This is a genomic window from Paractinoplanes aksuensis (assembly GCF_024137025.1).
GTDB lineage: Bacteria > Actinomycetota > Actinomycetes > Mycobacteriales > Micromonosporaceae > Actinoplanes > Actinoplanes aksuensis.
Map to the genome: position 1 here is coordinate 1 of NZ_JAMYJR010000066.1, position 15509 is coordinate 15509.

At 71.1% G+C, this 15509-nt stretch carries 17 protein-coding genes and 1 pseudogene; 8 read left to right on the forward strand and 10 right to left on the reverse strand.

The window, feature by feature from the left end:
* Positions 1-190 (forward strand): annotated as a pseudogene (locus M1L60_RS45325) (hypothetical protein); the annotation flags it as partial.
* A gap of 1 nt (position 191) precedes the next feature.
* On the opposite strand, the gene M1L60_RS45330 reads toward M1L60_RS45325, so the two are convergent.
* From M1L60_RS45330 to M1L60_RS45350, 5 genes are all read right to left on the reverse strand, one after another.
* Positions 192-668 (reverse strand): ribose-5-phosphate isomerase, encoded by a 477-nt coding sequence (locus M1L60_RS45330; protein ID WP_253243822.1) that lies wholly within the window; start codon positions 666-668, stop codon positions 192-194.
* Between the two features lie 21 nt (positions 669-689).
* Positions 690-1601 (reverse strand): alpha/beta hydrolase, encoded by a 912-nt coding sequence (locus tag M1L60_RS45335; RefSeq protein WP_253243823.1) that lies wholly within the window; start codon positions 1599-1601, stop codon positions 690-692.
* Between the two features lie 2 nt (positions 1602-1603).
* Complete coding sequence (locus M1L60_RS45340; RefSeq protein ID WP_253243824.1) at positions 1604-2800, reverse strand: DUF1015 family protein; 1197 nt, start codon at positions 2798-2800, stop codon at positions 1604-1606.
* Between the two features lie 11 nt (positions 2801-2811).
* Entirely contained in the window at positions 2812-3024 is a 213-nt protein-coding gene (locus M1L60_RS45345) for a hypothetical protein (protein ID WP_253243825.1), read from the reverse strand.
* An 80-nt stretch (positions 3025-3104) separates the two neighbouring features.
* Positions 3105-3734: a mycothiol-dependent nitroreductase Rv2466c family protein gene (locus tag M1L60_RS45350; RefSeq protein ID WP_253243826.1), complete on the reverse strand. Its 630-nt coding sequence runs from the start codon at positions 3732-3734 to the stop codon at positions 3105-3107.
* A gap of 128 nt (positions 3735-3862) precedes the next feature.
* On the opposite strand from M1L60_RS45350, the gene pepN reads away from it, so the two are divergent.
* Positions 3863-6421 (forward strand): aminopeptidase N, encoded by a 2559-nt coding sequence (gene pepN, locus M1L60_RS45355; protein WP_253243827.1) that lies wholly within the window; start codon positions 3863-3865, stop codon positions 6419-6421.
* Here pepN and M1L60_RS45360 read toward each other — a convergent pair.
* From M1L60_RS45360 to ctaJ, 3 genes are all read right to left on the reverse strand, one after another.
* Positions 6418-6999: a Uma2 family endonuclease gene (locus M1L60_RS45360; protein WP_253243828.1), complete on the reverse strand. Its 582-nt coding sequence runs from the start codon at positions 6997-6999 to the stop codon at positions 6418-6420. The two genes, pepN and M1L60_RS45360, sit on opposite strands and share 4 nt — an antisense overlap.
* A gap of 112 nt (positions 7000-7111) precedes the next feature.
* Positions 7112-7492, reverse strand: a complete 381-nt coding sequence (locus M1L60_RS45365; RefSeq protein ID WP_253243858.1) for a DUF5130 family protein — start codon at positions 7490-7492, stop codon at positions 7112-7114.
* Between the two features lie 64 nt (positions 7493-7556).
* Positions 7557-7841, reverse strand: a complete 285-nt coding sequence (gene ctaJ, locus M1L60_RS45370) for an aa3-type cytochrome oxidase subunit CtaJ (RefSeq protein WP_253243829.1) — start codon at positions 7839-7841, stop codon at positions 7557-7559.
* Positions 7842-8060: 219 nt separating this feature from the next.
* Between ctaJ and M1L60_RS45375 the strand changes: the two genes are divergently transcribed.
* Both M1L60_RS45375 and M1L60_RS45380 read left to right on the forward strand, forming a co-directional pair.
* Complete coding sequence (locus tag M1L60_RS45375) at positions 8061-8561, forward strand: hypothetical protein (protein WP_253243830.1); 501 nt, start codon at positions 8061-8063, stop codon at positions 8559-8561.
* A gap of 76 nt (positions 8562-8637) precedes the next feature.
* Positions 8638-9426 carry a class F sortase gene (locus M1L60_RS45380; protein WP_256518737.1) on the forward strand — a complete coding sequence of 263 codons (789 nt, stop codon included), beginning with the start codon at positions 8638-8640 and terminating at the stop codon, positions 9424-9426.
* Between the two features lie 7 nt (positions 9427-9433).
* On the opposite strand, the gene M1L60_RS45385 is transcribed toward M1L60_RS45380, so the two are convergent.
* A complete protein-coding gene (locus M1L60_RS45385; protein ID WP_253243832.1) occupies positions 9434-9982 on the reverse strand; it encodes an HNH endonuclease in 549 nt (182 codons plus the stop codon).
* A gap of 213 nt (positions 9983-10195) precedes the next feature.
* On the opposite strand from M1L60_RS45385, the gene M1L60_RS45390 reads away from it, so the two are divergent.
* The 4 genes from M1L60_RS45390 to M1L60_RS45405 all read left to right on the forward strand — a co-directional run bounded on the left by M1L60_RS45390 (position 10196) and on the right by M1L60_RS45405 (position 14650).
* On the forward strand, positions 10196-11272 hold the full coding sequence (locus M1L60_RS45390; protein WP_438862226.1) for a mechanosensitive ion channel family protein: 1077 nt from the start codon (positions 10196-10198) through the stop codon (positions 11270-11272).
* Between the two features lie 210 nt (positions 11273-11482).
* Positions 11483-12889 (forward strand): MFS transporter, encoded by a 1407-nt coding sequence (locus M1L60_RS45395; protein WP_253243833.1) that lies wholly within the window; start codon positions 11483-11485, stop codon positions 12887-12889.
* Positions 12886-13305 (forward strand): globin, encoded by a 420-nt coding sequence (locus M1L60_RS45400; RefSeq protein WP_256518741.1) that lies wholly within the window; start codon positions 12886-12888, stop codon positions 13303-13305. The genes M1L60_RS45395 and M1L60_RS45400 overlap by 4 nt, the downstream gene beginning before the upstream one ends.
* A 91-nt stretch (positions 13306-13396) precedes the next feature.
* Entirely contained in the window at positions 13397-14650 is a 1254-nt protein-coding gene (locus M1L60_RS45405; RefSeq protein ID WP_253243835.1) for a delta-60 repeat domain-containing protein, read from the forward strand.
* 166 nt (positions 14651-14816) lie between these two features.
* On the opposite strand, the gene M1L60_RS45410 is transcribed toward M1L60_RS45405, so the two are convergent.
* On the reverse strand, positions 14817-15401 hold the full coding sequence (locus M1L60_RS45410; protein WP_253243836.1) for a type III secretion system chaperone family protein: 585 nt from the start codon (positions 15399-15401) through the stop codon (positions 14817-14819).
* Positions 15402-15509: the final 108 nt, after the last annotated feature.

The following is a 15509-nucleotide window of genomic DNA, read 5'->3' on the forward strand; positions in this document are numbered from 1 at the left end:
CGACCGCGAGCTCGAACGCGGCCTGCGCGGCCTCGTCGGCTCGGGGTCGTCGCAGGTCAGCGTGGGCGCCGCGCTGCGCGCCCGTGACGCCGCCCGCCCGAGCGAGCAAGACCTGGCCGAGGCCGACCGCAACCTCACGATCGTCCGCCGCAACTGGGTGCCGCGCGAGGAACTGCCCCGCAACCGCTAGTTCAGCTGGCCGGGAGCTCCGGCAGGGCGGGGCGGCCGGCCTCGTACTCGGCCAGCTGGGCGATCCGGCGGGCGTGGCGCGGGTTGCCCGAGAACGGGGTGGCCAGGAACGTCTCGACGAAACCGGTGGCCTCGTCGAGCGTGTGCTCGCGGGCGCCGATGGCGATGACGTTGGCGTCGTTGTGCTGACGGGCCAGCTGGGCGATCTCGGTGCGCCAGACCAGCGCCGCCCGCACGCCGTCGATCAGGTTGGCCGCGATCTGCTCGCCGTTGCCCGAGCCGCCGATCACGATGCCCAGCGAGCCCGCGTCGGCCACCACCTTGGCCCCGGTGTGCAGGCAGAAGGCCGGGTAGTCGTCGTCCGGGTCGTAGACGTGCGGCCCCACGTCGACGACGTCGTGCCCCTGCTTGATCAGGTGGTTCACGAGGTGCATCTTCAGCTCGTAACCGGCGTGGTCGGAACCCAGATAGACGCGCATGGTCTCACTCTCTCAGAAATGTCAGAAGCACAAGGCCGCACGCAGGTAGGAGGCGACCTGATCGGTGGCCACCCGCGCGTCGTCGATCACCGCGAGCTTGCGGGCGAATCCATGATTCACCCCCATGTAGCGGGTGTGCACGACGGGCACGCCCGCCGCCAGCAGCGCGTCGGCGTAGTCGGCGCCCTCGTCGCGCAGGGCGTCGTACTGGGCCGTGATGATCAGCGTGGGCGGCAGGCCGGCCAGGCTCTCGGCGGCCAGCGGGGCCACGTCGGGCGTGAACCGGGTCATCGGGTCCGGGGCGTACGTCTCCCAGGCCACTTTCATCGAGGCCCGGTCGAGGCCGTACGAGCCGACCTCGTCGTACGACTCGGAGGCGGTCATCGGGTCGATCGCGGGGTAGATGAGCACCTGCAGGTCGAGCGGGGTGGCCGCGTCGCGCTGGCGCCGGGCGACGACAGTGGCGAGCTGGCCGCCCGCGCTGTCGCCGCCGATGGCCAGCCGGGACGGGTCGACACCGAGCTCGGCGCCCGCCTTCCGGACGTACGCAATGACCGTCTCCACGTCGTCCAGAGCGGCCGGGAAGACGTGTTCCGGGGCGAGCCGGTAGCCGACGGAGAGCACCGCGCAGCCGGACCGGTCGGCGATCCGCCGGCACGCGCGGTCGACGGTCTCGATGCTGCCGTAGCACCAGCCACCGCCGTGCACGTAGACGAAGACGGGCGCGTCGACCTTGGCGGCGTAGAGCCGGCACGGCACTCCCCCGGCGTCCACGTCGACCACTACCGGCAGCGGCAGGGCGGGGCCGCACTCGTCCTCGTTCGAGTCCTCCATCGCCTGCCGCATGAAATACAGCATTTCGTACGGATCGGTGAGATCGGCCGGCGGCTGGGCTCGCAACCAAGCCGCCGCCGTGATCTGAGGGTTGAGCATGATCAGTCGAGCTGGCTGAGGACGAGGCCGCCCCGCGCCTTGGGCGTGAACCAGGTGCTCTTGCGGGGCAGCTTCTGGCGTTCCAGATTCACCCGGACGAAGTCGTCCACGGTGACCGGAGCGATCAGCACGGCCAGTTCGGACCGGCCCGCCTCGACCTCGCCCCGCAGCCACTCGGCCGGATAGTCGCCGCCCACGTAGTTGATCCGCTTGTCGCCCGGGTCGAGCCCGAGCACGTCGCGCAGCAGCACCCGCTCGACCAGCGCGTGGTCGAGGTTGTCGACGTCGGGCAGGTTGACGTTGACCGGCAGCCCGACGGTGAAGGACCGCCCGGCCGCGTACAGCTCGACGGTGCCCTTGCTGGGAACCTGGGCCGGCCGCGGCACCTCGGTGACCGTGGCGCCGGCCTCGCGCAGCCGCGCCAGCATCTCGTCGAGAGCCAGGGGCAGCTCGCTGACCAGGCGGTTGTAGGGCTGGATGGCGACCGAGGCGGGCGTGGTGACCACGGCCAGGAAGCGCGACAGGCCGGCCGTCTGCGCGGCCAGGCTGCGGTGGTTGCCGTCGGCCACGACCAGCTCGCCCCCGCCGGCCAGGGCCAGCAACTCGTCCTGCTGGGGGCCCGGGCCGAGCACCCAGATGGCGTGGGTGCGGCCGGTCTGGTCGACGTCGGTGGCGGCCGGGGCGCCGGCCGCGTCGGTGGCGGCGGCCAGGGCCGCGTGCAGCTGCTCACCCTGGCCGGTCTGCAGCAGCAGGACCGGCGACAGCAGCGTCCCCACTGCCTCGGCCAGGGCGACGCGCTCGCGGACCTTTTCCAGGAAGACGTCCTCGTTGCGGATGACCAGGCCCGGCTCGTCGGCCCGGGTGGAGATCTGGTCGGTGTCGACCAGGCTCCAGAGCCCGTACGCCGGGGACTCGCCGGCCGCGGTGATGCGGTAGAGCACGACGACCGAGTCGGCCGGCGTGTAGAGACCCTCGGCCCGCTGCAGCGCGAGCCGGGCCACCGCGTCGGGCAGCGAGGCGGCGAAGGTCTGGCCCAGCGACTCGGGTGCCAGGTGCGGCATCTCGACAGCGAGTGAACTATGCGGATTGTCGGCGATGATGGACGTGATTTCGGCGTCGTCGGCGAATTCGTCGTAGTTCTGGGCGCCCGTGCCACCAGTGGTGACCCAGGCCCGGCTGATCGGATGCGCGACCGTCATGACTCAAGAAGCTACCGGGCGGCCCGGCGGTGCCGTCCGACGGGCATGTTGCCCCGTGACCTGGCCTGCTGACCGCGGCGCCAGGGGCCGACGGGCCGTTCGAACGGCACCGCCGAGACCGTGACCGGCGGCGCGACCAGCGCGGCCAGCTCGGGCGCCAGATTTGTCCAGTCGTCGCGGTGGACCGAGATGACCGATGGAGCGACGGCTTCCGAGTCCGCCATTTCCGCCTCCGCGTGGGATGAGGTGTGTATCACCCTCATCCAACGACGGGCCGGAGGCGCCGGTGGCGCTTTTCCCGCGATCAGTCGAATACCGGACCGACGTCACGTGTGCGCTTGATCTCGTAGAAGCCGGGGGTGCCGGCGACCAGCATCACGCCGTCCCAGAGCCGGCCGGCGGCCTCGCCCTTGGGGGCCGGGGTGACGACCGGGCCGAAGAAGGCGATCTTGTCGTCGCCGCCGCCGGGGCCGGGGGCGTGGATGACCGGGGTCCCGACGTCCAGCCCGACCGGCTTCATGCCGGCGTCGTGACTGCCGCGCAGCGCGTCGTCCCAGGCGTTGCTGCCGGCCGCGTCGGCCAGCGCCGGGTCGAGGCCGACCTCGGTCAGGGCCTCGGTGTAGAGCTGCTCGCCGAACTCGTACTTACGCAGGTGGATCCGGGTGCCGAGGGCGGTGTAGAGATCACGCAGCACCTGCGGGCCGGCGGCCTCCTCGGCGGCGATGCAGACCCGTACGGGCCCCCAGGCCTTCTCGAGGAAGCCGGTGTATTCCGGCGAGAGGTCGCGGCCCTGGTTGAGCACGGCCAGGCTCATCACGTTGAACCGGATGTCGAGCGGGCGGACCTGCTCGACCTCGAGCAGCCAGCGCGAAGTAATCCAGGCCCAGGGGCAGGCGGGGTCGAACCACATGTCGACCGTGGCGCGTTCAGTCATGAACCAGATACTCCTCCACGCAACTATCTCGTGTCGCTACCGGCGCGGGTTACGGTCCGGGTGAGGTGGGACACCTGGCTGCCGCCTAGGCTGGCGAGGAAAGCTTGTGCGCTCAGAGGAGAGTGACTGTGGCCGGAGTTCGTAATTTGACCCAGGTGGAGGCGGCCGAGCGGGCCCGCCTGCTGGAGGTCGCCGGATACGACATCACCTTGGATCTGACCGACGGCTACGGCAACCCCGGCGACGGCACCTTCCGCTCCACCACGGTCGTGACGTTCACCTGCCGCGAGCCCGGTGCGGAGACCTTCATCGAGACCGCGGCCTCGTCGGTGCGGTCCGCGACCCTGAACGGCGAACCGGTCGACCTGACCGGCTTCTCGGCCGAGAAGGGCCTGACCCTGACCGGCCTGGCCGCCGAGAACGAACTGGTGGTCGACGCCGACTTCTTCTACTCGGCCAGCGGCCAGGGCCTGCAGCGCAGCCTCGACCCGGTCGACAAGGAGATCTACCTCTACAGCCAGTTCGAGACGGCGGACGCCCAGCGGGTGTACGCGTGCTTCGACCAGCCCGACCTCAAGAGCGTCTACACCTGGCACGTCACGGTGCCGAAGCACTGGAAGGCCATCTCGAACATGCCGGCCGAGCGCGACGAGGCCGCGGGCCCCGGCGCCAAGACCGTGCACTTCGAGAAGTCGGCCCGGATGAGCACCTACATCACGGCGATCTGCGCCGGGCCGTACCACGAGGTGCGCGACTCGCACGACGGCATCGAGCTCGGCGTCTTCTGCCGCGCCTCGATGGCGCAGTACCTCGACCCGGACGACCTGTTCCTGATCACCAAGCAGGGCTTCGACTTCTTCCACCAGCAGTTCGGCGTGCGCTACCCGCTGCCCAAGTACGACCAGCTCTGGGTGCCCGACTTCAACGCCGGCGCGATGGAGAACTTCGGCTGCGTGACGCACGCCGAGTCGCACTACATCTACCGGTCGCAGGTCACCGATTTCGAGTACGAGCAGCGCGCCAACACGATCCTGCACGAGATGGCCCACATGTGGTTCGGCGACCTCGTGACCATGCGCTGGTGGAACGACCTGTGGTTGAACGAGTCGTTCGCCGAGTGGGCCAGCCACTGGTGCAGCTCGCACGCCACCCGCTTCACCGACGCCTGGACGACGTTCCTGTCCGTCCGCAAGAGCTGGGGCTACCGCCAGGACCAGCTGTCCTCGACCCACCCGGTCTACACCGAGATGCCCGACCTCGAGGCGGTGGAGGTCAACTTCGACGGCATCACCTACGCCAAGGGCGCGAGTGTCATCAAGCAATTGGTGGCGTACGTGGGTCTCGACTCGTTCGTGACCGGCCTGCGCGCCTACTTCGGGCGGCACGCCTGGGGCAACGCCACCTTCGACGACCTGCTCACCGAGCTCGAGACGGCGTCCGGCCGCGAGCTGCGCAAGTTCGCGGCTCAGTGGCTCGAGACGGCCCAGGTCAACACGCTGCGCCCGATCGTCGAGGTCGGGCCGGACGGCACGTACGCCAAGGTGGTCGTGCTGCAGGAGGCCCCGGCCGACTACCCGACGCTGCGCACCCACCGGATCGGGGTCGGCCTGTACGACCTCGACGGCGAGCGCCTCGTGCGGCGCGACCTGCTCGAGATCGACGTGACCGGGGAGCGCACCGAGATCCCGGCCCTCGCCGGTGTGCGCGCGGCCGATGTCGTGCTGCTCAACGACGACGACCTGTCGTACACGAAGCTGCGGCTCGACGAGGGTTCGCTGGCCGTCGTCGTGCGGCACATCGCCGGGCTCGACTCGTCGCTGTCCCGCGCGCTTGTCTGGAACGCGGCGTGGGACATGCTGCGCGACGGTGAGATGGCCACGCGCGACTACGTGACGCTGGTCTGCTCGGGCCTGCCCGCCGAGACCGACATCAACCTCACCACCTGGACGGCCCGGCAGGCGGCGACCGCTGTCGCGCAGTACGCCGACCCTGCCTGGACGCCGACCGGCTGGGCCCAGCTGGCCGAGCTGGCCCGGACGTCGCTGGCCGCGGCCGAGCCCGGCAGCGGCTGGCAGCTGAGCTGGGCCCGCTCGCTGATCACGGCCTCCCGCACGCCCGAGGAGCAGGCCGTGCTGCGTGGCTGGCTGGCCGGCGAGGGAGTGCCCGCGGGCCTGGTCGTCGACACCGAGCTGCGCTGGTCGCTGCTGCAGTCGCTGGCCTCGCTGGGCGCGGCGACCGAGGAGCAGATCTCCGACGAGCTCAACTCGGACCGTACGGCCAGCGGCGAGCGCGAGGCGGCCGTGGCCCGGGCGCTGATCCCCACCATCGAGAACAAGGCCCGGGTGTGGGGCGAGCTGACCGGCGAGGCCGACCTGCCCAACTGGCTCAACCGTTCGCTGCTGAGCGGCTTCCAGAGCGCCAAGCAGGCCGAGCTGACCGCGCCCTACGCCGAGAAGTACTTCGACGTGGTGGGCGACGTGTGGGCCCGCTCGGACAGCGAGCCGGCGCAGGAGTTCGTGCAGATGGGTTACCCGGTCTACCAGGTCAGCGAGCGCACGGTCGAGCTGACCGACGCCTGGCTGACCCGGGACGGGCAGCCGGCCTCGCTGCGGCGCCTGGTCGCCGAGGGCCGCGACGGCATCGTCCGCGCCCTCAAGGCCCGCGCGAAGGACAAAGCAGCTGGTTAAAGCCAGGTAGCCGGAGCCACACGGACCGGATAGGGGGCGTCGAGCTTGACCGGCTCGGCGCCCTCGATGCTGTGCACGGCCCGGTAGCGGGCGGCGCCCAGCTCGTACGTCCTCAGCATCGGACTGACCCGGCCGGGCTCGACCCGCCAGAGAGCCGGGATGCCGCCCTCGGCGTAGAGGGAGGGCTTGAGCAGCCGGTCGAAGCGGCGGGTGGCGCTCGTCTCGACCTCGACGACCAGAGCCACGTCGGCCGGGTCGCACCAGACCGCCCCGGACGAGCGGGGCCGCAGCACGGTGACGTCGGGCACCAGATTGCTCGGGCCGATCTCGATCCCCAGCCGGTCGCAGACCCACCAGCCGGGCGGCGCGGCCGCGCGCAGCGTGGTGACGACGGCGCGCACGAGGGCTTCGTGCGACTCGGGCTCGGGCGGCGCGACGTGCAGGCTGCCGTCGACGATCTCGTAGCGGTGCCCGTCTTGCGGGAAAAGGTGGAGGTCGGGCTCGGTCCACTGCCCCTCGGGGGCCGTGAACCAGGTCGTCATCACCAACCGGACCACCTCCACGGCGCTTCGTCGCACGGGGTGATCAGACTATCGGCACAGTGTTGTTACCGCCCGGTTTCCGATCCCGCACAACGACAGGAACCCTCGCCCCACCAGCGGTGGGGCGAGGGCTCTGTCCTAGATCTGACTAAGAGCGGCCGGCGTGGGTGGCCAGCTGGTCGAGACCGGCGACCACGCCGCCGGCCAGGTCGCCGCCCGCGAACGCGGCCGCCATGGACAGGCCGGCCAGCTTGGCGTCCCGGTCGGAGATGCGCTTGCGCGCCTCGTTGCCGGTGACGATCTCGAGCTTGCGCTGGTTGGGCGAGACCGCGATCAGGACCGCCCGCTCGGCCCGCTCGACCTGCTTGTGCAGCTTCTCGGCGAACTCGCGGGCCGGCGTCTCGAACTCGCCGAGGTAGACGCTGAAGGTCAGGCCCGTCTCGTCGTTGGCCACGCGCAGCGCGTGGTCGAGCCGCAGCAGCTGCCGGGTCGTGAAAGGACCGTCGGCGGCGTGGTTGTGGGCCACGATGGTGTCGCCACCGGGGTGGTCGAGCTCGGTCAGGGGCTGCTCGTGCGCGCCCTGAGCGGCCAGGTCACCAGCTGTCACTTGCGCCTCCTGTCGGACCGGCCTTGACCCGGGCGCCGGTGCTGTCCTCGAGCACGGGACCGGTGAGGGCCGGGGCGGGCCCGGAGCCGGCCAGAGCCGGCTGGTCGTGCCCGGTGACCTGTTCCGGCGCGGCCAGGAACCAGATCGGCTGGAACGTGTACGGACGGCCCGGCCGGTAACGGCGGTCGGGCTTCTCGCTGCGGCTGCCCGCCAGTACGAGCGCGGCGACCAGCGCGATCACGGCCGCCGGAATGATCAGATAGATCAGCACGGTGCTCAGAATTGACAACCTCAACGCCCCCAGGCGCCTGAATTCCCTGATGAAACGAACACCAGTCACGGTAGCGGAGCGCGGAGCGTCCCGGACCGTCGGGTGTCGAACCAGAGGCTCACGCCGTCGGGATCTACGCGGAAATGGCCGCGGGGTGCGAAAATCACCCACACGCGCCGTTCGTGCCCACGCGCCCTCGAACGGCAGGAGGGGGAATCGATGCGCTTGTCCGTCCCCGCCGCCCTGGCGGCGCTCGCTCTGGGCCTTTCTGTCCTGTTCATCCCCTTGACCGCTCAGCCCGCGGCCGCGGCCCGGGCCGCGGTCTTCCTCGAGCTGAGCCCGAGCACGGTCCCGGCGGGCGACGAGGTCGGGCTCCGCGCCTCGTGTGACGACAATCTCAAGGCGGCGACGGTCACGTCCGGGCTGTTCGGCACGGTCACCGTGGCCCCGCGCTACGGCTTCCTGACCGCGACGGCCCGGGTGCCGTCGAGCACCCGCCCCGGCGACTACCGGATCGACCTGCGCTGCCCCGACGGCGCCACCGCGCCGGCCACCCTGCACGTGGTGGCCAAGGTGCAGCCGGCCCGCGGTCCGGCCACCGGCGGGGGCGGCACTGCTCCCGGGCGCGACGCTCCCCTGCTGATAGGCAGCGGCCTCGCCGTCATCGCGGCGGCCATCGGTCTCGGCGTGGTGTCGCTGCGCCGGCGGCGGCTCGGCTGAGGCGCGCGTGGCCACCCGACAGCCGCCCCGGAACACCGCCGACGGCACGGCCGAGCGGATAGTGGGCGGGCCGCGCATGCCGGAGTCGGTGCTGCGCAAACGCCCGGCCCAGATCGTGGCGCCGCCGCCCGGCACCATCACGGGCCCGCTGCCACCACCGCCGCGCACCCGCGGCCGTCCGCCCTTTCGCGCCCCCAGCCCCCGGCCGCAGCCCCGGCAGCCACCCCGGCCGATGCGCGGCAAGAAGCCGTGGCCGATCGGCATGGTCGCGCTCGCCCTGCTCTTCCTGGGCCTGTTCGTGGTCGCGATGGGACTCGGGGCGGCGACCAACCTCGACCTGGGCAACCTGTTCGGCGGGGCGGACAGGAACCAGCCCCCGCCGCGCGCGTTCCCGGTGCTCGACCCGAGCCGCCCGGAAAGGCTGAGCATCCCGGCCATCAACGTGCAGGCCCCGATCCTCGAGGTGGGGCAGGCGTCGGACGGGTCGGTCGACGTGCCGCCGCTGCAGCGGCACAACGAGGCCGGTTGGTTCGACGGCGGGCCGACCCCGGGACAGTTCGGGCCGGCCCTGATCGTCGGGCACGCTGACACGCGTACGGGACCCTCGGTCTTTCATGCCCTGCCCAAGCTCAGGGCCGGGCAGCGGATCGAGGTGACGCGGGCTGACAACTCGGTCGCGGTCTTCGAGGTGAACTCGGTCGAGAAGTTCGACAAGGGCAAGCTGCCGGTGCAGCGGGTCTACGGCGACTACAGCCGGCCGTCGCTGCGCCTGGTGACGTGCGGCGGCCGCTGGGTCGGCGGCAGCACCGGCTACTCCGACAACATCGTGGTCTTCGCGTCGCTGGTCTCGGCCAAGAAGACCTGAGAAAAAATCAAGCCGCCTCAGCCGTGACGGCCGGGGCGGCGGGGAGGTCGAGCCAGTCAGCCCAACGGGGGTCGGGCGTGCGGTGCCCGAGCACCCGCCAGGCCACGCCCCGGGGCGCCGCCGGTATCTGGTGCAGCCGCCAGCCGAGCTCGGCCGGGGTCTTGTCGCCCTTGCTGTGGTTGCACTTGGCGCAGGCCGCCACGACGTTGTCCCAGGCGTGCAGGCCACCACGACTGCGCGGGAACACGTGGTCGATGGTCTCGGCCGAGCCCCGGCAGTAGGCGCACCGGCCCCCGTCACGCGCGAAGATCGCCCGGCGCGACAGGCCGACGTGGGTGCGGTACGGAACCTTCACGTACCTGGTCAGGCGGACCACGGACGGGACGGGGAGGGTGGTGTGCGCACTGTGGAGCAGGCCGTCACCGTCGGAGACGCACTCTGCCTTGGCGGTCAGCACCAGGATGGTCGCCCGACGCACGGATACGACGCACAGCGGCTCGTATGTGGCGTTCAGAACCAACGCGGAAGAGCCCACTGTAGGTCGTATGTCAGGCATCGCTGTCACCCTTCGGTGTAAGTGCTGTCACCGCTCCTGATGGTGTCCAAGGTCAGATAGCGAGGCCTCAGCAACGAGGTCCCGTGCGCCAATAGTCCCTGACGAATGACCAAATTGCGAGCACAATCCGTGGCCGGACGGTAAACGTCTGAGGTCACATCGCTGTGCGGTGCCTGGGAGCCGGTTCAACCGCGCCCGGTACGGTGGCTCCCCGTGTTGTTGCTAGCCCCCAACCCCGGTCCGAGCTCGTCCACCCCCGCCGACTACTTCCAGTCGCCCGACGTGTCGGCGATCTGCGACACCGACGTCGTGTGCAGCCGGGTCTTCGAGTGGACGAACAACCAGTGGCTCGCCAACAGCAGCTACGTGGTCATCGTGAAGCCGCTGCGCATCATCGGCATCATCCTGATCGCGATAGTCGTCCGGTGGCTGCTGCACCGCGCGATCGACCGGCTGACCCACACCTCGAGCCGGGCCTCGATGCCCGCGCTGCTGCGGCCGCTGCGCGAGAAGGTCACGGCGACGGCCGAGGACGGCCAGTTCATCCCCGAGCGCCGGCGGCAGCGGGCCGAGGCGATCGGGTCGGTGCTGCGCAGCTTCGTCAGCGCGGTGGTCTACACCATGGCCGCCCTGCTGGTCTTCGGTGAGCTCGGCTTCAACCTCGGGCCGCTGCTGGCCAGCGCCGGCATCGTCGGCGTGGCCCTCGGCTTCGGGGCCCAGAGCCTCGTCAAGGACCTGATCGCCGGTCTCTTCATGCTGCTCGAGGATCAGTACGGCGTGGGCGACACGGTCGATGTGGGCGAAGCGACCGGCGTGGTCGAGACGGTCGGCCTGCGCATCACCACGATCCGCGACGCACGCGGCGTGCTCTGGTACATCCGCAACGGCGAGATCATCCGGGTCGGCAACAAGAGCCAGGGCTGGGCCATGGTCGTGATCGACATCCCGATCGGCTTCGTCAACTCGGAGCAGGCCATCGCCGTGCTGCGCGAGGCGGCCGCGGCCGTGGCCGAGCAGCCCGACCACCAGACCGAGTTCCTGGAGCCGCCGGACGTGGTCGGCGTCGAGCAACTGACCGTCGACGGCGCGACGATCCGGACCATCGCCAAGACCACGGCCGACGGCCAGGTGACCGTTCAGCGCGAGCTGAGGCGAGCGCTGACCGAGTCGCTGGAGACCTCCGGGCTCTCCGAACGCATCGCCGCCTCTCGATTGCTCCCGCGCGGCGCCGTGCCCCCGCCGTACCTCGGAAATTCCGTACCCGACGAGCGGCCGGGCGGGGCGACCTGAGCTGGGATTAGTTCTTCCGGGTGATGTCCGCCCTCGACCGAATGGCCGACATTCCGCCCGTACGCCCTAGCATCGGCTCGGACGATCGGGCAGAATCCGCTTGAGCATTCGCACATGCGGCATCACGTTCCTCCTCGGGCGCCGGCCCCACGGGGGCGTGCCCCGGTGACCGCCTGAACAGGCGGAATGCCGAGATCGATGGAGGGCCTGGTGTCCGAAAACCCGGATGCGCGTACGACACCCAGTGTCGACGCGCCTACGGAGAGCGAGCGGCTGATCACATTCCGTGATCTCTTTGCCAATCGCGAATATCGGGCGCTCCACCTCTCGCTCGTCACCAACTGGGTCGGCGACTACCTGGCCCGGGCCGCGATCACGGTGCTGGTCTACGAGCAGAGCAAGTCGGTGCTGCTGTCGGCGGCGGCGTTCGCGGTCACGTTCCTGCCCTGGGTCATCGGTGGCACCGTGCTCTCGGCCCTGGTCGAGCGCTACCCGTACCGCCGGGTGCTGATCGCCGCCGACATCTACCGCATGGTCCTGATCTCGCTGCTGCTCGTCCCGCACACGCCGATCCCGGTCATGCTGCTGATCGTCTTCCTGGCCAGCCTGGGCACACCACCGACCCAGGCTGCCCGCTCGGCGCTGCAGCCGCTGGTAGTGGGGCGCGAGATGCTGCCCATCGCGGTCGCCACCAACGCCACCAGCGTGCAGGCGGCCCAGGTCTTCGGCTACCTGGCCGGCGCGGCCCTGGCCACCGCCATCAACCCGCAGGTGGCCCTGGTCATCGACGTGTTCACGTTCGCGGTCTCGGCCCTGCTGATCGCCGCCTACGTGCGGCCGCGGCCGTCCGCGCACAACCGGGCCCAGCGCCGCCACCTGCTGCGCGAGTCGGCCGAGGGCTACCGCCTGGTGTTCGGCTCGACCACGCTGCGGGCCATCGCGATCATGGTCTTCGTCCTCACCATGTTCGCGATCGTGCCCGAGGGCCTGGCCGCCGCCTGGGCCGCCGAGGGCAGCACCGATCCGGCCGCCCGCGGCCTCAACCAGGGCCTGATCATGGCGGCCGGACCGATCGGCTTCGTGGTCGGCGGCCTGCTGATCAACCGGCTGGCCGGGCCCGCGCTGCGCGACCGGCTGGTGCGCCCGCTGGCCGTGCTGTCGGCCCTCGTGCTGGTGCCCGCGCTGGCCGCGCCCCCGCCGCCGATCGTGGCCATCATGGTGGCCCTGTCCGGCATCGCCCAGGGCGGCGTGGTGCCCACCCTGAACGGCAAGTTCGTGCTGATCCTGCCGCACGGCTACCGTGCCCGGGCGTACGGCGTGATGCAGACCGGGCTGCAGTTCAGCCAGTTCGGCGCCGTGATGGTGACCGGCCTGCTGGCCGACCACTTCTGGCTGCCGATGGTCGTCGGACTGTGGAGCGTGGGCGGCACGATCGCCCTGGGCCTGCTCGCCTACCGCTGGCCCAGCGCCGCCACGTTCACCGCGGCCACCGACGCGGCCACCCGCAGCGAGCCGCCGGCCACGCCCCCGCCGCCGGCCTCGCCCCCGCCGGCCACGCTCCCGGCGCCGGTTCGGCCGACCGTGGCGACGACCAGCGTCACACCCGAGCGGCCCTGACCGCGGCGGTCGCCGCTCCTTACACCTGGCAGGATGGAACGGTGACCGCACCGACCTTCTTCGACGCCGTCGGCGGCGAACCCACCTTCCGGCGCCTCGTCAACCGCTTCTACGAGGGCATCGCCGACGACCCCCTGCTGCGGCCCATGTACCCCGAGGACGACCTGGGCCCCGCCACCGAGCGGATGACGCTGTTCCTCATGCAGTACTGGGGCGGCCCCAACACCTACTCGGCCACCCGCGGCCACCCGCGCCTGCGCATGCGGCACGCGCCCTTCGTCGTCGACGCCGCCGCCCGCGACGCCTGGCTCACGCACATGCGCGCCGCCGTCGATTCCCTCGAGCTCCCCCAGGAGCAGCACGACCAGTTGTGGGACTACCTGGAGCGGGCCGCGTACTTCATGGTCAACGCCTGAGATCGTTTCCGGCGGCCGCGCTAGGTCGTTGAGCGGGTGACCTACCCGCTCATCACCTGATATTTCGGGTGCAACGATCAGGAGCTCCGCCATGCGCCGCCGCCTGCTCGCCGCCGTCACCGCCGCCGCCGCTGTCGTGGCGTGCGCGCACCCCGCCGCGGCCGACATGGCCCACTCCACCGTGGTGTCCCCCAACCCCGTCGACTTCACCCCGCACGTGCTGGACGGGACCGTCTGGTCGATGGCCGTGGTGGGTGACACCGTCGTCGTCGGGGGTGCGTTCACCAAGGTCACCGACGCCGCCCGGCGGACCACCTTCGCCCGCAAGAACCTGTTCGCCTACGGCCTGCGCGACGGCGCCATCCGCACCTTCGCCCCGCAGGTCGACGGCGCGGTCTACGCGCTCACGGCCGGCGCCGAGGGCACGGTGTACGCCGGTGGCGCCTTCAAGACCGTCAACGGCACGGCCCAGCGCGGCGTCACCAAGCTCACGCTCGGCGGCCAGCGGGTCAGCTCGTTCACGGCCCGGATCGGGTGGGGCGACGTCCGGGCCCTGCAGGCGCGCGGCACCCGGCTGTACGCGGCGGGGACGTTCCAGAACATCAACGGGGTGAACCGGACCGGCCTGGCCCGGCTCAGCTCGGCCACGGGCGCGGTGGACACCGGCTTCGACGCCCGGCTGAGCGCGCCCGGCCTGAGCCGGACCCGGGTCGAGCACTTCGACATCTCGCCCGACGGCCGCAAGCTGGTCGCGGTGGGGGCGCTGCTGCGGGCGAGCGGCTACGACCGTACGCAGATCGCGATGTTCGACGTGGCCGGCCCGTCGGCCCAGCTGATGAACTGGTACACCGACGCCTACAAGCCGCAGTGCATGAAGGGCTTCGACACGTACCTGCGCCAGGTGAAGTTCTCGCCGGACGGGTCGTACATCGTGGTCGCGGCGACCGGGCGGGCCTCGTCGCCCGACCGGCTGTGCGACTCGGCGGCCCGGTTCGAGACCACGGCCACGGGGCGGCGCAACCCGACGTGGGTGCAGCGGACCGGTGGGGACTCGCTGTACGCGGTCGCGGTGACGGGCTCGGCGGTCTACCTCGGCGGGCACCAGCGGTACTTCGACAACCCGCACGGCACCGACGCCAAGGGGCCGGGGCCGGGCGCGGTGTCGCGGGTGGGGATCGGCGCGGTCAGCCCGAGCACGGGGCGCGCGCTCTCGTGGAACCCGACCCGCAAGCGCGGGGTCGGCGTCCGCGTCTTCGTCGCCACCCCGCAGGGCCTGCTCGTGGGCTCGGACACCGACCAGCTGGGCAAGGAGTACCACGGCAGAATCGGAATGTTCCCGCTCTGACGTTCTACTTATACGAGAGCCATCACCGACGAGAGCAACCCGCGATTTGCCCGTCGATGAGCTGACGTGCGATTTTGCGACGCCGCGGGGTTTGCGGCGGCGGAAAATCGTGCGTCAGCTCATCGGCCTCTCGGGGCAAATCGCCGCGGAGCGAAGCGGAGCCGTGTTACAGCAGGGCGCCCTCGTCGTGGAGCCAGTCGACGAAGCTCGTGGCTACGGCTGCGCCGCAGTCCAGGAGTTCTGTCAAGAGGGCGTCATGGGTGCCGGCGGCCAGGGGGACCTGGAGTTCGGCGTAGATGGGGAGTTGGCCGCGTTCGGTGGGGTCGCCCACGTAGGCCTTGCAGAAGCGGCGGGTGTGGTTCCACTCGTTGACCACGCGGTAGGCGCGGTCGGCCCAGTCGGGCGGGACCGTCGAGTGCGGGCGGGCGCGCATGACGAGAATTTCGTCGTCAGGGCCCTCGAGGGTGAACAGCACGGCGTGCCGTTCCCACATCGCCAGCAGGCTCCCGCCGCCGTCGGCCAGGAACCGGATGTCGAGCAGATCGAGCGCCTTGCCGATGCGCGTGAGCGTCACCGGAGCGACGACGTCGGGCTCCTCGGTCGCGGCGCTTTCCACCGGGACCGGCAATCGGCTCGGTTCGCGCTGCGTCGGAACACCGACACGCAGCGTGCCGCGCGCCGCCGACGATTCATCCTCGGCCTCCGGCGCGTTACCTGCCGCCGAGCCCGGACGCCATGACCACCACGGCATCTTTGTGCACCTCACTCCCCAGCGAACCCACTGCCGGACGTAGCGAGTGGATCCGAGGGCCGACGGTACCCGTACCGGTCGCGGAGGTCATCCCCCCAACGGGAGGGC

Bases quoted from the DNA above. Each gene is read 5' to 3' on its own strand.
- M1L60_RS45330 (WP_253243822.1), bottom strand. From the start codon at position 668: ATGCGCGTCTATCTGGGTTCCGACCACGCCGGTTACGAGCTGAAGATG.
- M1L60_RS45335 (WP_253243823.1), bottom strand. From the start codon at position 1,601: ATGCTCAACCCTCAGATCACGGCGGCGGCTTGGTTGCGAGCCCAGCCG.
- M1L60_RS45340 (WP_253243824.1), bottom strand. From the start codon at position 2,800: ATGACGGTCGCGCATCCGATCAGCCGGGCCTGGGTCACCACTGGTGGC.
- M1L60_RS45345 (WP_253243825.1), bottom strand. From the start codon at position 3,024: ATGGCGGACTCGGAAGCCGTCGCTCCATCGGTCATCTCGGTCCACCGC.
- M1L60_RS45350 (WP_253243826.1), bottom strand. From the start codon at position 3,734: ATGACTGAACGCGCCACGGTCGACATGTGGTTCGACCCCGCCTGCCCC.
- M1L60_RS45375 (WP_253243830.1), top strand. From the start codon at position 8,061: ATGCGCTTGTCCGTCCCCGCCGCCCTGGCGGCGCTCGCTCTGGGCCTT.
- M1L60_RS45380 (WP_256518737.1), top strand. From the start codon at position 8,638: ATGCCGGAGTCGGTGCTGCGCAAACGCCCGGCCCAGATCGTGGCGCCG.
- M1L60_RS45385 (WP_253243832.1), bottom strand. From the start codon at position 9,982: ATGCCTGACATACGACCTACAGTGGGCTCTTCCGCGTTGGTTCTGAAC.
- M1L60_RS45405 (WP_253243835.1), top strand. From the start codon at position 13,397: ATGCGCCGCCGCCTGCTCGCCGCCGTCACCGCCGCCGCCGCTGTCGTG.
- M1L60_RS45410 (WP_253243836.1), bottom strand. From the start codon at position 15,401: ATGCCGTGGTGGTCATGGCGTCCGGGCTCGGCGGCAGGTAACGCGCCG.